This is a genomic window from Mycobacterium cookii (assembly GCF_010727945.1).
Taxonomy (GTDB): Bacteria; Actinomycetota; Actinomycetes; order Mycobacteriales; family Mycobacteriaceae; genus Mycobacterium; species Mycobacterium cookii.
The window spans coordinates 1171953-1188848 of the sequence record NZ_AP022569.1 but is presented as its reverse complement, the minus strand read 5'-3'; the positions used below and the strand labels follow the sequence as shown (position 1 = coordinate 1188848).

Below are 16896 nucleotides of genomic sequence, written 5' to 3'. Positions count from 1 at the left end.
CTAGGGAACATCGCCGCCTTTGGTGCGGCCCTGTCGGGTTTGACCGTAATTTACGGCGGGGTAAGGTCGCCCTATGAGTGTTGCCGATAACGGTCAATTCTCTGACGGAGAGTTTGCTATCGAAGATATGTGGTTGGGTGTTTTCTCAACCAAGGTGCTGGCCAGCGGCTTCGGGCAGGTCGGCGACGGTCGTAGCTTCGCTTTCTGCATCGAGGGCAAATCGCTGCTGATCGAGCTGTACCGGCCCCGTCTGCGTGGCCCGGTTCCCCAGCCGGAGGACGTCGTCGCAACCGTTCGGCGCAATGTCGCCGACGTGGACATCACCGACGAGCGCAGCCTGGGCGCCGCCGTGCGCGACGCGGTCGCTCTGGCCGAAGCCGCCAACTAAAGATCCCGCGGCGACCCGGTACGGTCGTCGTCGTGACTGCGACCCCGGCGATGTCTTGGTGGCAGGTGGTCGTATTGGCGGTCGTGCAGGGTCTGACCGAGTTCTTGCCGGTGTCGTCGTCGGGCCACCTGGCGATCGTGTCGCGGGTCTTTTTCGCCGGCGACGCCGGCGCGTCGTTCACCGCCGTGACCCAATTGGGCACCGAGGCCGCCGTTCTGGTGTATTTCGCCCGAGACATCGTCCGGATCGTCACGGCCTGGTGCCGCGGGTTACTGGTCGCCGAGCACCGCGGCACCGACTACCGGCTGGGTTGGTATGTGATCATCGGGACGATCCCGATTTGTGTTCTGGGTCTCTTTTTCAAGGATGTGATCCGCTCGGGCGTGCGTAATTTGTGGGTGATCGCGGTGGCGCTGGTGGTGTTCTCGGCGGTGATCGCATTGGCTGAGCGCATCGGCCGGCAGAGCCGCGAGGTCAACGAATTGACCTGGCGCGACGCGATCGTGGTCGGCATCGCCCAGACGCTGGCGCTGGTACCCGGGGTATCCCGGTCAGGGTCGACGATCAGCGCCGGGCTGTTCCTCGGTCTCGAGCGTGAGCTGGCCGCCCGGTTCGGTTTTCTGCTGGCGATTCCGGCGGTGTTCGCCTCCGGGTTGTTCTCGCTGCCAGACGCCTTCCGGCCGGTTTCGGAGGGTATGAGCGCGACCGGAGCGCAACTCGGTGTGGCTATCGCGATCGCCTTTGTGGTGGGCCTGGCCGCAGTGGCGTGGTTTCTGCGATTCCTGTTGCGCCACAGCATGTATTGGTTCGTCGGCTACCGGGTGGCGGCCGGTACGGCCGTGCTGGTTTTGTTGGCAACCGGAGTGGTGAGCGCGGTATGACAGTTTTGCTTCTGCGGCACGGCCGCTCGACGTCCAACACGGCGCACGTGCTGGCCGGCCGTTCCGAAGGTGTCGACCTCGACGACAAGGGCCGGCAGCAAGCCGTCGAGCTGGTCGACCGGATCGGTGAGCTGCCGATCCGGGCGGTTGTGCGCTCACCCCAGCTGCGCTGCCGGCTGACTGTCGAACCGCTCGCCGGGAAACTCGGCGTCGAGCCGATCGTCGACGACCGGTTCGCGGAAGTCGACTACGGCGAATGGACAGGCCGCAAACTCGGCGAACTGGTCAAGGAGCCGCTGTGGTCGGTGGTTCAGGCTCATCCCAGCGCCGCGGTCTTCCCCGGCGGTGAAGGGCTCGCCGAGGTGCAGACCCGGGCGGTGGCCGCGGTGCGTGAGCACGATGCTCGGCTGGCCGAGGAGCACGGCGCCGACGTGCTGTGGGTGGCCTGCACGCACGGCGATGTGATCAAGTCGGTCGTCGCCGATGCGCTCGGGCTGCATCTGGACGGCTTTCAGCGGGTTTCGGTCGACCCGGCATCGATCAGCGTGATTCGTTACACCACGTTGCGTCCGTTCGTGCTGCACGTCAACCACACCGGCGCGCCGCTGACGTCCGCGTTGACGCCCGCGCCGCCGTCCGGGGATGACACGCCCGCCGACGACGCTGTCGTCGGTGGTTCGACGGACTGAAATTTACGACTCAGCTATATCTGCCGGTATTTTGGAATTGCCATGTCTCGTGCGATCCACGTCTTCCGCTCACCCGACCGATTCGTCGCCGGGACCGTTGGGCAGCCCGGAAATCGCACCTTCTACCTGCAGGCCGTGCACGAAGCCCGAGTGGTATCGGTGGTCCTGGAAAAGCAGCAGGTGGCGGTGCTCGCCGAGCGCATCGACGCGCTGCTGATCGAGGTCAATCGCCGGTTCGGCACCCCGGTGCCACCGGAAACTTCGGAGGTGGAAGACCTCAAGCCGTTGATCACTCCGGTCGACGCGGAGTTCCGGGTCGGGACGATGGGCCTGGGCTGGGATTCCGAGGCGCAGACCGTGGTCGTCGAGTTGCTGGCCGTCAGCGACACCGAGTTCGACGCCTCGGTGGTGCTCGACGACACCGAGGAGGGTCCCGACGCCGTGCGGGTGTTCCTGACGCCGGAGTCGGCGCGCGAGTTCGCCACCCGCTCCAATCGGGTCATCTCCGCGGGCCGTCCGCCGTGTCCGCTGTGCGACGAACCGTTGGACTCCGACGGCCACATCTGTGCGCGGACCAACGGCTACCGGCGCAGCGCGCTGCTCGGGCCCGACGATGACGCAGAGGCCTGACAACCGGGAGGTCCTGCAGCGCGGTGAGCTGACGGTCCTGGGACGCATCCGCTCAGCGAGCAACGCCACCTTTCTGTGCGAGGCGACGCTGGACGACCACACCGCGCACTGTGTGTACAAGCCCGTCTCGGGCGAGCAGCCACTCTGGGACTTTCCCGACGGCACCCTGGCCGGCCGCGAGCTCTGCGCGTATCTGGTGTCCACCCAATTGGGCTGGAACATCGTGCCGTACACCATCATTCGGCACGGCCCGGCCGGTCCGGGCATGCTGCAGCTCTGGATCGACCAGCCGGGCGACGCGTCCGACTCGGAGCCGGAGCCAGGCCTGGATCTCGTCGACCTGGTGCCGGAGGGCAGGCTGCCGCCGGGCTACATCCCGGTGTTGCGGGCCTACGACTACGCCGGCGACCCGGTCTCGCTCGTGCATGCCGACGACATCCGGCTGCGCCGCATGGCGGTGTTCGACGTGTTGATCAACAACGCCGACCGCAAGGGTGGTCACGTGCTGCGCGGCGTCGACGGCGACGTGTACGGCGTCGACCACGGGTTGTGTCTGCACGTCGAGGACAAGCTGCGCACGGTGCTGTGGGGATGGGCCGGTACGTCGCTCGACAACAAAACCCTGGAGAAGGTCGGGTGTCTGGTCGACGCGGTGGCCGGACCGCTCGGTGAGGCGCTGAGCGAACACATCACCAGCGCCGAGGTCGCGGCGCTGCATCTGCGTGCCCGCGCGCTGCTGGAGAACCCGGTGATGCCCGGACCGGACCGGCACCGCCCCATTCCATGGCCGGCGTTCTAGTCATGGCGCGACGATTCGACATGGCGTTCGATTCCCCGGTCGGCGTCGGCGACATCTTGTCCGCATTCGCCGACGACGACTATTGGCAGGCACGGCTGGCAGCCTTCGAGAACGGCACCGCGACACTCAACGGCCTGACCGTCGAGCCGAGCGGCGCAGTGACCGTGGACCTAGCCGTCAAGCTGTTCGCCGACCGGCTGCCGACCGCGGTCACCAAGCTGGCCGGCGGCGAATTCGGGATGGCACGCATCGAGCGGTGGAGTTGGATCGACGACGAGCGGGCTTGCGGCGCAATCGAAGTCGCGGTGCCGCGGGCCCCGGTGACAGCACACGGCGACGTGCTGTTGACGCCGTCGCCGACCGGCTCGCAACTGCGTTTCAGCACGACCGTGGACGTGGCTGTTCCGCTGGTCGGCGGGTTCATCGAGAACTTCATCATCGGCCGCCTCGGCGACGACATCGGCGCAGTTCAGCGGTTCACCGACGCGTGGATCGCGGCGAACGGCTAGTCCTCGGCGATACTGGACCGGATGAACGCCCACGTGACCGACGCCGCGCTGGCCGCTGACCTGGCCGAAGAAGCGGGCAAGCTGCTGCTTGCCGTGCGCGACCGCGTCGGCTTCGGCCATCCGTGGCTGCTCGGCGACGAGGGCGACATCCAGGCCAACGCGCTGCTGCTCAAGCGGTTGCGCGCCGAGCGCCCGGCCGACGCGGTGCTCAGCGAAGAGGCCTACGACGACCTGACCCGCGTGCAGGCCGACCGGGTGTGGATCGTCGACCCGCTGGACGGCACCCGCGAGTTCTCCTGGCAGGGCCGCGACGACTGGGCGGTGCACGTGGCGTTGTGGCAGCGGCACGGCGGCCCCAACGGTGCGATCACCGACGCCGCCGTCGCGCTGCCGGCGATGGGGGAGTTGTACCGCAGCGACACCGTCAGCGCACCCACGACGCCGCACACCGGGCCGATCCGGATCACCGCCAGCTCGAACCGCCCGCCCGCCGTGCTGTACCACCTGGCCCGGCAGCTCGACGTCGAATTCGTCCAAATCGGTTCTGCCGGAGCCAAAGCCATGTCGGTGGTCCGCGGCGACGCCGACGCCTACGTCCACGCCGGCGGCCAGTGGGAATGGGATTCGGCCGCACCGGCCGGCGTGATTCTGGCCGCGGGCATGCATGCCTCGCGACTGGACGGTTCGGAGATGATCTACAACCGCCCCGATCCGTATCTGCCCGACTTCTTGATGTGCCGCGCCGAGCTGGCCGACCTGCTGCTGGGTGCGATCCGGCTGGCGAGCTAGCGACCAGGGAATTCCGGCCGGCCGACCGCGGTTGTCGCTCGCATGTCGTCTGCCACGCAACCGCGGATTTCACCGGGCCGTTGCACGGCCCGCACCATCGCCGGGCCTAAAGTCGTCGATATGCAGTCGTGGGCGTCGGCACCCTTACCAGCGGTGCCCGGACGGGGCCCGGAACTGCGGCTGTACGACACCTCCGACCGCCAAGTGCGCCCGGTGGCGGCCGGTCCGACGGCCACCATGTACGTCTGCGGCATCACGCCCTATGACGCCACCCATCTGGGCCACGCCGCGACCTACCTGACGTTCGACCTGATCCACCGGGTGTGGCTGGACCTCGGCCATCAGGTGCACTACGTCCAAAACGTCACCGACGTCGACGATCCGCTGTTCGAGCGGGCCAACCGAGACGGCATCGACTGGCGCGACCTCGCGGCCCGCGAGGTCGCGTTGTTCCGCGACGACATGGCCGCGCTGCGGGTGTTGCCGCCGCGCGAATACGTGGCGGCGACCGAGGCCGTCGCCGAGGTCGTCGAGCTCGTCGAGAAGATGGTGGCCTCCGGGGCGGCCTACATCGTCGATGACGCCGAGTTCCCCGATGTCTACTTCCGCGCCGACGCCACCAGCGAGTTCGGCTACGAGTCCGGCTACGACCGCGACACCATGCTGGCGCTGTTCGCCGAACGCGGCGGCGATCCGGACCGGCCGGGTAAGACCGATCGGCTCGACGCGCTGCTGTGGCGCGCCGAGCGGCCCGGCGAACCGAGCTGGCCGTCGCCGTTCGGCCCCGGCCGACCGGGATGGCACGTCGAATGCGCGGCGATCGCGCTCAGCCGTATCGGCAGCACCATCGACATCCAGGGCGGCGGCAGCGACCTGATCTTCCCGCACCACGAATTCACCGCCGCGCACGCCGAATCCGTCAGCGGCGAACGACGATTCGCCCGGCACTACGTGCACGCCGGCATGATCGGCTGGGACGGCCACAAGATGTCGAAGAGCCGCGGCAACCTGGTCCTGGTGTCGGGGCTGCGCGCTCAGGGTGTCGAACCGGCGGCCATCCGATTGGGCCTGCTGGCCGGGCATTACCGCGCCGACCGGGACTGGGGCCCGCAGGTGTTGGCCGACGCAAACACCCGGCTGCAGCGCTGGCGGGCCGCGACCACATTGCCCGCGGGTCCCGATAGCACCGACGTGATCGCCCGGGTTCGCCGCTACCTGGCCGACGATCTGGATACGCCGAAAGCGCTTGCTGCACTTGATGGTTGGACGACCGATGCATTGGAGTACGGCGGCCACGACAGCGCGGCGCCGCACGCGGTGGCGGCGGCCGTCGATGCGCTGCTCGGAGTGGAGCTGTCATCGAGGCGGTAGCAACAGGTAGGTTGCCGCCATGACGTCAGTTAAATCGCAAGTCGTATTCATCACCGGCGGCGCCCACGGCATCGGAGCCGAGGTGGCCCGCCTGCTGCACGCCAAGGGCGCCAAACTGGTCCTCACCGACCTCGACGAGGCGGCGCTGGCGGAGCGGTCCGCCGAGCTGGGCGGCGATGAGCACGTGCTGACCGCGGTCGCCGACGTGCGCGACTTGGCCGCCATGCAAGCCGCTGCCGCCAAGGCCGTCGAGAAGTTCGGCGGCATCGACACCGTCGTCGCCAACGCCGGCATCGCCAGTTACGGCACGGTGCGACAGGTCGATCCCGAAGCGGTCAAGCGGGTCTTGGACGTCAACCTGCTCGGCGTCTTTCATACCGTGCGCGCCACGCTGCCGTCGATCATCGAACGCCGCGGCTACGTCTTGGTCGTCTCCTCGCTGGCCGCCTTTACGGCGGCGCCGGGCATGGCTCCCTACGACATGTCCAAGGCCGGCAACGAGCATCTGGCTCACGCGCTGCGACTCGAGGTCGCGCACCTGGGTGTCGCCGTCGGTTCGGCACATATGTCCTGGATCGACACCGCCCTGGTCCGGGACTCCAAAGCCGACCTGCCCACCGTCCGCGAGCAGATGGCGAAATTCCGTTGGCCGTTGAACAAGACCACCTCGGTGGACAAGTGCGCCGAGGCCTTCGTCGCCGGCATCGAGGGTCGCAAGCAGCGCGTGTACTGCCCAGGCTGGGTGGGCGTGTTCCGCTGGCTGAAGCCGTTTCTATCCACCCGCCTCGGCGAATCTCTGGCGCATAGACATACTGGTGACGAGTTGGCCCGCATGGACGCCGAAGTCGCCGCGCTGGGCCGCTCCACCAGCGCCCACACCCAGCAGTTGGAGAAGGGGTGACAGACCGAAATACCGTCTGGTCTCGGCGACTGCCGGAAAGCTGCTGCGTCGACAACCCTTTCACCGCGATGGGAATTGCGTCACACCCTCGGGGTCGCCCGTATGTCGTAGCCCGCCCAGTCAGGTGACGGCGTGCCCGCATTGCGAGCAGAACCGCTCGGTGTCGCCATGCTGCGATCCGCAGTTGGAGCAGTAGCGGGAGACCCCGGTGCCGGAGTTGGGCACCTTCTCCGCGCTGAGCGTCGATGCCTCGCCGCCGGCGGGCGCGGTTGGGCGCGGCTGATCCGCGGCGTCGGGCTGTGTCGGGACGGCCTGCGGGGTTCCTGGCGGCGCCGACGGGGGACTATTCGTTGGGGCGGGTGTCCCCGCGGGCTGGTACACCGTCGGGCTCCACGCGGGTGGGGACCCCTGGCTCGGGTAGTTGGGAAGTGGTGGAGCACCGCCGGGTCCGGCGCTGGCCGGGCCGCGACGGCGGCGTAGGAGCAGTATCGCGACCGCAGCGCCCGCCAGGAGGAGGACACCAGCGCCGAGGACGTACCACAGCGTGCGCGATCCCGACGAGGTCGAGACGTCGCCGAATTGCGCGCGGGCCTTGGTCGCGTTGGCTTTGAATTCGGCGGCCTGTTGGTAGGTCGGGGAGAGGGCGAGAATCTTGTCGAAGGTCGAGATTGCCGAGGTGTAGTGGCCGGCATAGTAGTCGTCGAGGCCGCTGCGGTATTGGACATCGAGGGGTCCCAGTTCGGCCTTGATCCCGTTGCGGTTGAGCAACTCGACGAGCCCCGTTGCCGGGGCGATGAAGTTGAAGGCCTGCGTTTCCCCGGCGGGTAGGCGGCTATTGATTCCGAGGGTCCGTCCGTCGAGTCCCACTGTGGGGCCGCCGCTCATGCCAGGTGACAACGCGGCATTGGTCTCATAGACCGGCACCGTTGCGTCGGTTTTCTTGGCGCTGATGGTGCCGTCTTTGTAGTCCGGTTCCAACGAGAAGTCGGTGATCTTTTCCGTGCTGGCGGGGTAACCGACCGACACCACCTGTTGACCGACCTGCACGTCGCCGCTCCCGGCGAGTTCGCTCGAGGGCATGTCAGCGGCCTCGACCTTCAGGAGCGCGACATCGCCCTGAGACACCGGACGAGCCTCGACGACCCTGGCGGGAAGGACTTGCGCCTTTTGCCCGGGTCCGCCCCCGCGCGCAACGCGGATGGTCTGGTCAATCGGGGACCCGGCGTTCTGCCCCTCCACCTTCCAATTCGCCATCGCGACGTTCATGGCATGATCGACGTTGATCGTCGGGTCTTTCTGGGCGATTTCCTGCACAACCGACTCGACGATGTCGCGTCGGGCTCCCTCAGGGCCGAGGTCGGCACAGTGTCCGGCGGTGGCCACATAACCCGACGGGTTGACCACGAAGCCCGTGCACGAGTAGGTCAACTTGACCGGTTGGTCGATGTCGTTGAAAAACCCATTGTTGTCCCCGACGTACGCGCTGAGGTCTCCTTCGATGTAGACCACCGCCGGGCGGATCAGGTTCTCGGCCTTCTGCACCGGGGTAGTGGCCGGCGGCCGGCCTGGACCATCGTCGGCGAAACTCGGCGCGGTCCCGAGCATTGCAAGGCCCCACACCGACAACAGCACGAACACGGATCTGACCTGGGAGCCAAACATCGAAAGCCCACCTTCTTCGCGCCGAGGGACCGCCCCGGATGCGGTTGACCATAATTGTTCGGAACCACGATTTTCCCTATTTCGTGGAACTTCGGTGGCGTCCCGGTGCGAATCAAACCGCGTTCAGGTCATCACGGCGTCCTCACTCAGGGCTTGAACCCGGTTGGTCTACCCGGGGTCGGGCGGCTTGTGCCGCTGAGTGAGTCGGACTTCGAAGCAGACCGGACTAAATCGTAGCGAGCGCCGAATGGCAGCTGCGTCGGTTGCAGACTCGTTCGATCCAGTCGCCGGCAGCGATCTTGGCAGTGGCTTGATGTGCCATAGATATCTGTCGTAGAACTGGACTTTATTGTGGCTGAGAATGATTCGGCCTGGGCGTTGTTCCAACATTACGGGTTGGCGTGCCAGACCCCTGTTTCGCGCATACTGAAGTGGGTTGCGGCACTTGGTGACTCCGGCTTCTGCCCCGCGCTGCAGCGGGATCCCTGCGGGCGCGACCAGGTAGGGCGTGCGTGACCAGGCGCGGCAACCGAGCTGGCGACCGCGATGCGACCGCGCTAGCGACCGAAGCCGGGACGGCGGCGGCGCAGGTAGCGCTCGAACTCGGCGGCCAGCGCGTCGCCGTCGATCTTGCCCAGCGCCTCGCTCATGTCGACTTCGGCGTCACCGCGCTGTTCGAGTGACTGCACGTACTCGGCGATCTCGTCGTCGTCGGTGGTCATCTCGGTGACCGCCTGCTCCCACTCCTCAGCCTGCGCGGGCAGGTCGGCCAACGGCACCTCGATATCGAGCACGTCCTCGACGCGGCGCAGGAGCGCGACGGTCGCTTTCGGGTTGGGCGGCTGCGACACGTAGTGCGGGACGGCCGCCCAGAACGTGACGGCCGGTATCCCCGCGGCCACGCAGGCGTCCTGGAACACCCCGGCGATGCCGGTCGGGCCTTCGTAGCGGGTTTCCTGCAGGCCGAAGCGCTGCGCCGACTCGGGGGAGTAGGCCGCCCCGGACACCGGCACCGGGCGGGTGTGCGGGGTGTCGGCCAGCAGCGCGCCGAGAATCACCACGGTGTCGACGTTCAGTTTGTCGGCGACGGCCAGCAGCTCGGCGCAGAAGGTGCGCCACCGCATGTTGGGTTCCACGCCGTGCATCAGCACGATGTCCCGGTCGGTACCGGGGGGCCGGCAGTGTGAGATCCGCATCGACGGCCACACCAATTCCCGCGTCACGCCGTCGACTTGGCGTATCACCGGACGGTTCACCTGATAGTCGTAGTAGGCCTCGTCGTCGATTTCGACGATCGGATCGGCCTCCCAGATCGCGTCCAGGTGCTCCAACGCGTCACTGGCCGCGTCGCCGGCGTCGTTCCAGCCCTCGAACGCAGCCACGACGATCGTGTTGTGCAGTTCGGGAAACGGTGAGCTGACGTCCTGCGAGGTCACGCCAATCAGCGTACGACCTGACCCGGGCTGTGGCGCGCAGAGCGACACGTCACTTTCCATAGACCAGCTATGCTTATGCCGAGGAATGCGCCCGAACACGACACCTACGTGTCGATCTGACGCTGGACGACCTCAACAACCGGCGCCGACGCGGTCGAGACGAAATACCTTCGGCTGCAATCTGGTTAAGGTTGGCGACCGCGCCGGCCAAGCGGGTTGAGTCGAGCTGTGCGTCCAGACGTCGGGTGACGTCGTAGAATTTTCTGGTCGAGAGGCGTTGCAACGGTTTGCCGGTCCTGCCGGTATCCGCCACGCTCGGCAGAGTTAAGGACGCCTTCCGCTACGGAAGGATTGCATGTGAACGCCCCCGAGCCGACTGTCTTCGAGCCGAACATCCGCCCCGACTGCACCGACGAACTCACGGCAGCGCTGCGTCAGCGGATCATGGTGATCGACGGCGCGATGGGCACGGCGATCCAGCGGGACCGGCCGGACGAGGCCGGCTACCGAGGTGACCGGTTCACCGAGTGGCCGACCGCACTGCAGGGCAACAACGACCTGCTCACCCTGACACAACCGCAGATCATCGAGGGGATCCACCGCGAGTACCTCGAGGCGGGCGCCGACATCCTGGAGACCAACACGTTCAACGCGAACGCGGTCTCGCTTTCCGATTACGACATGGCGGAGCTGGCCTACGAGCTGAACTACGCCGGCGCCGCCCTGGCTCGTCAGGCCGCCGACGAGTTCAGCACCCCGGAGAAGCCCCGCTACGTGGCGGGCGCCATCGGGCCGACGACGCGGACCGCGTCGATCTCACCGGACGTCAACGACCCCGGAGCCCGCAACGTCTCCTACGACCAGCTGGTCGCCGCCTACCTCGAAGCTGCCAACGGCCTGGTCGACGGCGGTGCCGACCTCATCATCATCGAGACGATCTTCGACTCGCTGAACGCCAAGGCGGCGGTGTTCGCCGTCGAGACGCTGTTCGAGGAGCGCGGACGCCGCTGGCCGTTGATCATCTCGGGCACCATCACCGATGCGTCCGGGCGGACGCTGTCCGGTCAGGTCACCGAAGCATTCTGGAACTCGATCAGGCACGCGAAGCCGATCGCGGTGGGCCTCAACTGTGCCCTGGGTGCGCCGGAGATGCGGCCCTACATCGCTGAGGTATCGCGGATCGCGGACACCTTCGTCTCCTGCTACCCGAATGCCGGGCTGCCTAACGCCTTCGGCGAGTACGACGAGTCCCCGGAGCGTCAGGCCGGCTACATCGCCGACTTCGCCGAGGCGGGCCTGGTCAACCTGGTCGGTGGCTGCTGCGGAACGACGCCGGCGCACATCGCCCAGATCGCCAAGGTCGTCGAGGGCAAGCCGCAGCGCGAGCTGCCGGAGATCCCGGTGGCCACCCGGCTCTCGGGCCTGGAGCCGCTCAACATCACCGACGACTCCCTGTTCGTGAACATCGGCGAGCGCACCAACATCACCGGCTCCGCCCGGTTCCGCAACCTGATCAAGGCCGAGGATTACGACACCGCGCTGTCGGTCGCGTTGCAGCAGGTCGAGGTCGGTGCGCAGGTCATCGACATCAACATGGACGAGGGCATGATCGACGGCGTCGCCGCGATGGACCGGTTCACCAAGCTGATCGCGGCCGAACCGGACATCAGCCGCGTCCCGGTGATGATCGACTCGTCCAAGTGGGAGGTCATCGAGGCGGGCCTGAAGAACGTGCAGGGCAAGCCGATCGTCAACTCGATCTCCATGAAGGAGGGCGAGGAGAAATTCATCCGCGAGGCGCGGCTGTGCCGCAAGTACGGCGCCGCCGTCGTCGTGATGGCCTTCGACGAGCAGGGTCAGGCCGACAACCTGGAGCGCCGCAAGGAGATCTGCGGGCGCGCCTACCGGATCCTGACCGAAGAGGTCGGCTTCCCGGCCGAGGACATCATCTTCGACCCGAACTGCTTCGCGCTGGCGACCGGTATCGAGGAGCACGCGACCTACGGGATCGACTTCATCGAGGCCTGCGCCTGGATCAAGGAGAACCTTCCCGGGGTGCACATCTCCGGCGGTATCTCGAACGTGTCGTTCTCGTTCCGGGGCAACAACCCCGTCCGCGAGGCGATCCACGCGGTGTTCCTCTTCCACGCCATCAAGGCCGGCCTCGACATGGGCATCGTCAACGCCGGCGCGCTGGTGCCTTACGACTCGATCGACCCCGAACTGCGGGACCGGATCGAGGACGTCGTCCTGAACCGTCGCGAGGATGCGGCCGAACGGCTGCTGGAGATCGCTGAACGGTTCAACAAGTCGGAGACGACCGAGGACCCGAAGGCCGCCGAGTGGCGCAGCCTGCCGGTCCGCGAGCGGATTACGCACGCGCTGGTCAAGGGCATCGACGCCCATGTCGATGCCGACACCGAGGAACTGCGGGCCGAGATCGCGGACGCGGGTGGTCGCCCGATCGAGGTGATCGAGGGCCCGCTGATGGACGGCATGAACGTCGTCGGTGACCTCTTCGGCGCAGGCAAGATGTTCCTGCCCCAGGTCGTGAAGTCGGCCCGGGTGATGAAGAAGGCGGTGGCCTACCTGCTGCCCTACATCGAGGCGGAGAAAGAAGAGTCCGGGGCTACTGCCGGTAAGGACACCAACGGCACGATCATCATGGCGACCGTCAAGGGCGACGTCCACGACATCGGCAAGAACATCGTCGGGGTCGTCCTGCAGTGCAACAACTTCGAAGTGATCGACCTCGGTGTGATGGTGCCCGCCCAGAAGATCCTGGACGCGGCCAAGGAGCACGACGCCGACATCATCGGCCTCTCCGGCCTGATCACCCCGTCGCTCGACGAGATGGTCAACTTCGCCGTCGAGATGGAACGTGAGGGGTTGGAGATCCCGCTGCTGATCGGTGGCGCGACCACGTCACGCGCCCACACGGCCGTGAAGGTGTCGCCACGTCGTAGTGGTCCGGTGGTCTGGGTGAAGGACGCTTCCCGCTCGGTGCCGGTCGCCGCGGCGCTGCTCGACGACAAGCAGCGTCCGGCCCTGCTGGAGGCGACCGAGAAGGATTACGCATCGCTTCGCGAACGGCACGCTCAGAAAAACGAGCGACCGATGCTGACGCTGGAGAAGGCCCGCGCCAACCGGACGCCGATCGAGTGGGGCGGCTACACGCCGCCAGTGCCCGCGCAAGGTACGGGAGTACGAGAATTTCTTGACTACGACATCGCCGAGTTGCGCGAGTACATCGACTGGCAGCCGTTCTTCAACGCCTGGGAGATGAAGGGCAGATTCCCCGACATCCTCAACAACCCGACCACCGGCGAGACCGCCCGCAAGCTCTACGACGAAGCCCAGGAGATGCTCGACACCCTGATCAAGGAGAAGTGGCTGACCGCCAACGGGGTGATCGGATTCTTCCCCGCTAACGCAGTGGGCTCAGGCGGTGAAGACATCGAGGTGTACACCGACGACACCCGTACCGAGTTGTTGACCACCTTGCACAACCTGCGTCAGCAGGGCGAGCACCGCGACGGCATCCCGAACCGGTCGCTGGGCGACTACATCGCCCCCAAAGAAACTGGGCACCGGGACTACGTCGGCGCCTTCGCCGTCACCACGGGACTCGGCAGCCAGGACAAGATCGCGGAGTTCAAGGCAGCCAACGACGACTACAACGCGATCCTGCTGGAGTCGATCGCCGACCGGCTGGCAGAGGCGTTCGCCGAACGGATGCATCAACGGGTCCGCAAGGAGTTCTGGGGATTCCAGCCGGACGAGCAGTTGGACAACGAGGCGCTCATCGGTGAGAAGTACCGGGGAATCCGCCCTGCTCCCGGCTACCCGGCCTGCCCGGAGCACACCGAGAAGGCGACGCTCTGGAAGTTGATGGACGTCCGGGAACGGACCGGCATCGAGCTGACGGAGTCGATGGCGATGTGGCCCGGTGCCGCCGTCAGCGGCTGGTATTTCTCGCACCCGCAATCGCAGTACTTCGTGATCGGTCGGGTGGCCCAGGACCAGGTCGCCGACTACGCGAAGCGCAAGGGCTGGACCTTGAAGGAAGCCGAGCGCTGGCTCGGCCCCAACCTCGGCTACAACCCGGAAGACTGAGCCTGATCGCCATGGCCGCTGACGACGACGGCAGCGAGCTGCCGTCGGCATCTCACGAAGATCTGCCGGTCGACAGCCACGACGCTCGCGTCGCCTTCCTGACCGCAGTACGTTTCGCGTCGGTGGCCGCCATCGGTGGGTTCTTGTTCGGCTACGACATCTCGGTGACCAACCGCGCCGTCAAGGCGCTCCAGGCCGACTTTCACATCGGCAACGCGCTGCTCGGTTTCGCGGCGGCATCGGGGGTGCTGGGTGCGGCGATCGGAGCGGTGTGGGCCGGCCGGATCGGCGACCGACTGGGCCGCGTGTCGATCATGAAGCTCTCGGCGGCGTCGTTTTTCGTGTGCGGGCTCGGCGCCGGGTTGGCGAGCAGCATATGGATGTTCATCGTCTTTCACCTCATCGGTGGGCTCGGTATCGGCTTTTCGTCGGTCGCGGCCCCGGCCTACATCGCCGAAGTCTCACCACCGCGGTTCCGCGGCCGGCTCGGCTCGCTGCAGCAGCTGGCCATCGTGTGCGGCCTGTTCGGGTCGCTGGCATCGACGTGGGTGCCGTTCCACCTCGCAGGTGGTGCGAGCAAGCCGCTGTGGTTGGGCCTGGCGGCCTGGCGCTGGACCTTTCTCGGCGAGCTGATTCTGGCGCTGCTGTACTTCACGCTGCTTCTCACGATCTCCGAGTCGCCGCGTTACCTCGTTGCCAGGCAGCAGATTTCGCAGGCCCGTCAGGTTCTGGGGCGATTGCTGAGTCCCCGCGACGTGGAGCTGACGATCAGTCGTATCGCGGGCTCGTTGAAGCAGGAGAAGCAGCAGTCGTGGCGCGATCTGCGCAAACCGACCGGCGGGCTGTACGGCATCGTCTGGGTCGGGCTCGGGCTGGCCGTTTTTCAGCAGTTCGTCGGCATCAACGTGATCTTCAACTACTCCGATTTGCTCTGGGAGGCAGTGGGGTTCGGTGAGAAATCGTCGTTCACCATCGCCCTGGTGACCACCGGGGTCAACGTGTTGATCACGCTGGTGGCGATCGCGCTGATCGACCGGCTCGGCCGCAGACCGCTGCTGCTGGCCGGATCGGCGGGCATGTCGCTGATGCTGATCACGATGGCGGTCGTGTTCGCCGGCGCAGCGTTGCGCAACGGCCAGCCACAACTCGACGGGGCGTCCGGGATCGTCGCGCTGGTCGCCGCCGACCTGTTCGTGGTCGCGTTCGCGGTGTCCTGGGGACCGGTGCTGTGGGTGCTGCTGGGCGAGATGTTCCCCAATCGCATCCGCTCCGCGGCGCTCGGATTGGCCTCGGGCGTGCAGTGGATGGCCAACTGGACCATCGCGGTGACGTTTCCGGCGGTGCGGCACATCCTGGGCGGCGCGTACTGCTTCTACGCGGTGTGCGCGGTGCTGTCCTTCGTTTTCGTCTGGCGATGGGTCCGCGAAACCAACGGAGTGTCTCTGGAAGACATGCCCGACGAGGCGGCCCCGGCTGCTGCGACCTGAAACCGCCGTGACTTTGCTCAGCTGCACGTGAAACAATCGCTGGCCGTGAAGACCTTCGAGGATCTGTTTGCCGAACTCGGCGAACGTGCCCGCACCCGCCCGGCGGGCAGCGGCACCGTCGCGGCGCTGGACGCGGGCGTGCATGCGGTGGGCAAGAAGATCCTCGAAGAGGCCGGCGAAGTGTGGCTGGCCGCCGAGCACGAATCCGACGACGCCCTCGCCGAGGAGATCAGCCAGTTGCTGTACTGGGCGCAGGTGCTGATGATCGCCCGCGGGCTGACGCTCGACGACGTGTATCGGAAGTTGTGATGACAGCGCAGAACCGCAACGGCTCCACGAGACTGCGCGTCGCCGTCCCCAACAAAGGAGCGCTAAGCGAGTCGGCCGTCGAGATCCTGTCCGAGGCCGGCTATCGCCGCCGAACCGATCCCAAGGACCTGACCGTCATCGACCCGCACAACAATGTCGAGTTCTTCTTCCTGCGGCCCAAAGACATTGCGATCTATGTCGGTTCGGGCGAACTCGACTTCGGCATCACCGGACGCGACCTGGCGCGCGAGTCGCGCGCGCCGGTGCACGAACGACTTGCGCTGGGCTTCGGCTCGTCCACTTTCCGGTACGCCGCACCGGCCGGGCGTAATTGGACCATCGACGATCTTGCCGGCCGGCGCATCGCCACCGCATATCCCAACATCGTGCGAGAAGACCTGGCGGCCCGCGGTATTGAGGCGACCGTGATCCGGCTGGACGGCGCGGTGGAGATCTCGATACAGCTCGGAGTGGCCGACGCCATCGCCGACGTGGTCGGCTCGGGTCGGACCCTCAATCTGCACAACCTGGCGGCGTTCGGCGAAACACTGTGCGATTCAGAGGCAGTGCTCATCGAACAGATCGATCCGCACGCCGCCGAGCGGCCGGACGTCGCCTCGCGCGATCAGCTGGTCGCCCGGGTGCAGGGTGTGGTCTTCGGCCAGCAGTACCTGATGCTGGACTACGACTGTCCGCGTTCGGTTCTCGACAAAGCCACCGCGATCACGCCGGGATTGGAATCACCCACCATTTCTCCACTGGCCGACCCGGATTGGGCGGCGGTGCGGGCCCTGGTGCCGCGCCGCGGCGTCAACGCGATCATGGACGACTTGGCGGCGATCGGTGCCAAGGCGATCCTCGCGTCCAACGTCCGGTTCTTCCGGTTCTGATGTTTCATGGGCCGCGCTGCGGGGCTGCATTGTGTTAGC

The 16896-nt window shown here is 66.7% G+C and carries 15 protein-coding genes; 13 read left to right on the top strand and 2 right to left on the bottom strand.

What is annotated here, in order from left to right; genetic code table 11:
* Nucleotides 1-73: 73 nt before the first annotated feature.
* The 9 genes from G6N27_RS05740 (at nt 74) to G6N27_RS05700 (ending at nt 6957) form a co-directional block, all read left to right on the top strand.
* A complete protein-coding gene (locus G6N27_RS05740; RefSeq protein WP_163775474.1) occupies nt 74-388 on the top strand; it encodes a hypothetical protein in 315 nt (104 codons plus the stop codon).
* Nucleotides 389-438: 50 nt separating this feature from the next.
* A complete protein-coding gene (locus G6N27_RS05735; protein ID WP_163781400.1) occupies nt 439-1269 on the top strand; it encodes an undecaprenyl-diphosphate phosphatase in 831 nt (276 codons plus the stop codon).
* Nucleotides 1266-1958 carry a histidine phosphatase family protein gene (locus tag G6N27_RS05730; RefSeq protein WP_163775473.1) on the top strand — a complete coding sequence of 231 codons (693 nt, stop codon included), beginning with the start codon at nt 1266-1268 and terminating at the stop codon, nt 1956-1958. The genes G6N27_RS05735 and G6N27_RS05730 overlap by 4 nt, the downstream gene beginning before the upstream one ends.
* Nucleotides 1959-2000: 42 nt before the next feature.
* Nucleotides 2001-2588 carry a DUF3090 domain-containing protein gene (locus G6N27_RS05725; RefSeq protein ID WP_163775472.1) on the top strand — a complete coding sequence of 196 codons (588 nt, stop codon included), beginning with the start codon at nt 2001-2003 and terminating at the stop codon, nt 2586-2588.
* Nucleotides 2572-3387 (top strand): SCO1664 family protein, encoded by an 816-nt coding sequence (locus G6N27_RS05720; protein WP_163775471.1) that lies wholly within the window; start codon nt 2572-2574, stop codon nt 3385-3387. The genes G6N27_RS05725 and G6N27_RS05720 overlap by 17 nt, the downstream gene beginning before the upstream one ends.
* A gap of 20 nt (nt 3388-3407) precedes the next feature.
* Nucleotides 3408-3896: a DUF2505 domain-containing protein gene (locus tag G6N27_RS05715; RefSeq protein WP_163775470.1), complete on the top strand. Its 489-nt coding sequence runs from the start codon at nt 3408-3410 to the stop codon at nt 3894-3896.
* A 21-nt stretch (nt 3897-3917) separates the two neighbouring features.
* The gene (locus tag G6N27_RS05710) at nt 3918-4685 is read left to right on the top strand and encodes a 3'(2'),5'-bisphosphate nucleotidase CysQ (protein ID WP_163775469.1); all 768 of its coding nucleotides are present in this window, start codon (nt 3918-3920) and stop codon (nt 4683-4685) included.
* Between the two features lie 120 nt (nt 4686-4805).
* A complete protein-coding gene (mshC, locus tag G6N27_RS05705; RefSeq protein WP_163775468.1) occupies nt 4806-6056 on the top strand; it encodes a cysteine--1-D-myo-inosityl 2-amino-2-deoxy-alpha-D-glucopyranoside ligase in 1251 nt (416 codons plus the stop codon).
* Nucleotides 6057-6075: 19 nt separating this feature from the next.
* Nucleotides 6076-6957, top strand: coding sequence for an SDR family oxidoreductase (locus G6N27_RS05700; protein WP_163775467.1), 882 nt, complete (start codon nt 6076-6078; stop codon nt 6955-6957).
* Between the two features lie 120 nt (nt 6958-7077).
* Here the strand turns inward: G6N27_RS05700 and G6N27_RS05695 are convergent, their stop codons facing one another.
* Both G6N27_RS05695 and G6N27_RS05690 read right to left on the bottom strand, forming a co-directional pair.
* Nucleotides 7078-8619, bottom strand: coding sequence for a trypsin-like peptidase domain-containing protein (locus G6N27_RS05695; protein WP_163781398.1), 1542 nt, complete (start codon nt 8617-8619; stop codon nt 7078-7080).
* A 557-nt stretch (nt 8620-9176) separates the two neighbouring features.
* Nucleotides 9177-10055, bottom strand: coding sequence for a PAC2 family protein (locus G6N27_RS05690; RefSeq protein WP_163775466.1), 879 nt, complete (start codon nt 10053-10055; stop codon nt 9177-9179).
* Nucleotides 10056-10406: 351 nt separating this feature from the next.
* On the opposite strand from G6N27_RS05690, the gene metH reads away from it, so the two are divergent.
* The 4 genes from metH to hisG are packed head-to-tail and all read left to right on the top strand — an operon-like array spanning nt 10407 to nt 16857.
* Complete coding sequence (gene metH, locus G6N27_RS05685) at nt 10407-14171, top strand: methionine synthase (RefSeq protein ID WP_163775465.1); 3765 nt, start codon at nt 10407-10409, stop codon at nt 14169-14171.
* A gap of 11 nt (nt 14172-14182) precedes the next feature.
* Complete coding sequence (locus G6N27_RS05680) at nt 14183-15658, top strand: sugar porter family MFS transporter (protein WP_163775464.1); 1476 nt, start codon at nt 14183-14185, stop codon at nt 15656-15658.
* Nucleotides 15659-15685: 27 nt separating this feature from the next.
* The gene (locus tag G6N27_RS05675) at nt 15686-15967 is read left to right on the top strand and encodes a phosphoribosyl-ATP diphosphatase (protein WP_163775463.1); all 282 of its coding nucleotides are present in this window, start codon (nt 15686-15688) and stop codon (nt 15965-15967) included.
* Complete coding sequence (hisG, locus tag G6N27_RS05670; protein ID WP_163775462.1) at nt 15967-16857, top strand: ATP phosphoribosyltransferase; 891 nt, start codon at nt 15967-15969, stop codon at nt 16855-16857. The genes G6N27_RS05675 and hisG overlap by 1 nt, the downstream gene beginning before the upstream one ends.
* The last annotated feature ends 39 nt before the right edge of the window (nt 16858-16896 follow it).

What these genes read in the sequence shown, in the direction of transcription:
- G6N27_RS05695 (WP_163781398.1), bottom strand. Translation starts at nt 8,619, where the DNA reads ATGTTTGGCTCCCAGGTCAGATCCGTGTTCGTGCTGTTGTCGGTGTGG.
- mshC (WP_163775468.1), top strand. Translation starts at nt 4,806, where the DNA reads ATGCAGTCGTGGGCGTCGGCACCCTTACCAGCGGTGCCCGGACGGGGC.
- G6N27_RS05740 (WP_163775474.1), top strand. Translation starts at nt 74, where the DNA reads ATGAGTGTTGCCGATAACGGTCAATTCTCTGACGGAGAGTTTGCTATC.
- G6N27_RS05730 (WP_163775473.1), top strand. Translation starts at nt 1,266, where the DNA reads ATGACAGTTTTGCTTCTGCGGCACGGCCGCTCGACGTCCAACACGGCG.
- hisG (WP_163775462.1), top strand. Translation starts at nt 15,967, where the DNA reads ATGACAGCGCAGAACCGCAACGGCTCCACGAGACTGCGCGTCGCCGTC.
- G6N27_RS05700 (WP_163775467.1), top strand. Translation starts at nt 6,076, where the DNA reads ATGACGTCAGTTAAATCGCAAGTCGTATTCATCACCGGCGGCGCCCAC.
- G6N27_RS05715 (WP_163775470.1), top strand. Translation starts at nt 3,408, where the DNA reads ATGGCGTTCGATTCCCCGGTCGGCGTCGGCGACATCTTGTCCGCATTC.
- G6N27_RS05735 (WP_163781400.1), top strand. Translation starts at nt 439, where the DNA reads ATGTCTTGGTGGCAGGTGGTCGTATTGGCGGTCGTGCAGGGTCTGACC.
- G6N27_RS05725 (WP_163775472.1), top strand. Translation starts at nt 2,001, where the DNA reads ATGTCTCGTGCGATCCACGTCTTCCGCTCACCCGACCGATTCGTCGCC.
- G6N27_RS05680 (WP_163775464.1), top strand. Translation starts at nt 14,183, where the DNA reads ATGGCCGCTGACGACGACGGCAGCGAGCTGCCGTCGGCATCTCACGAA.
- G6N27_RS05720 (WP_163775471.1), top strand. Translation starts at nt 2,572, where the DNA reads ATGACGCAGAGGCCTGACAACCGGGAGGTCCTGCAGCGCGGTGAGCTG.
- G6N27_RS05710 (WP_163775469.1), top strand. Translation starts at nt 3,918, where the DNA reads ATGAACGCCCACGTGACCGACGCCGCGCTGGCCGCTGACCTGGCCGAA.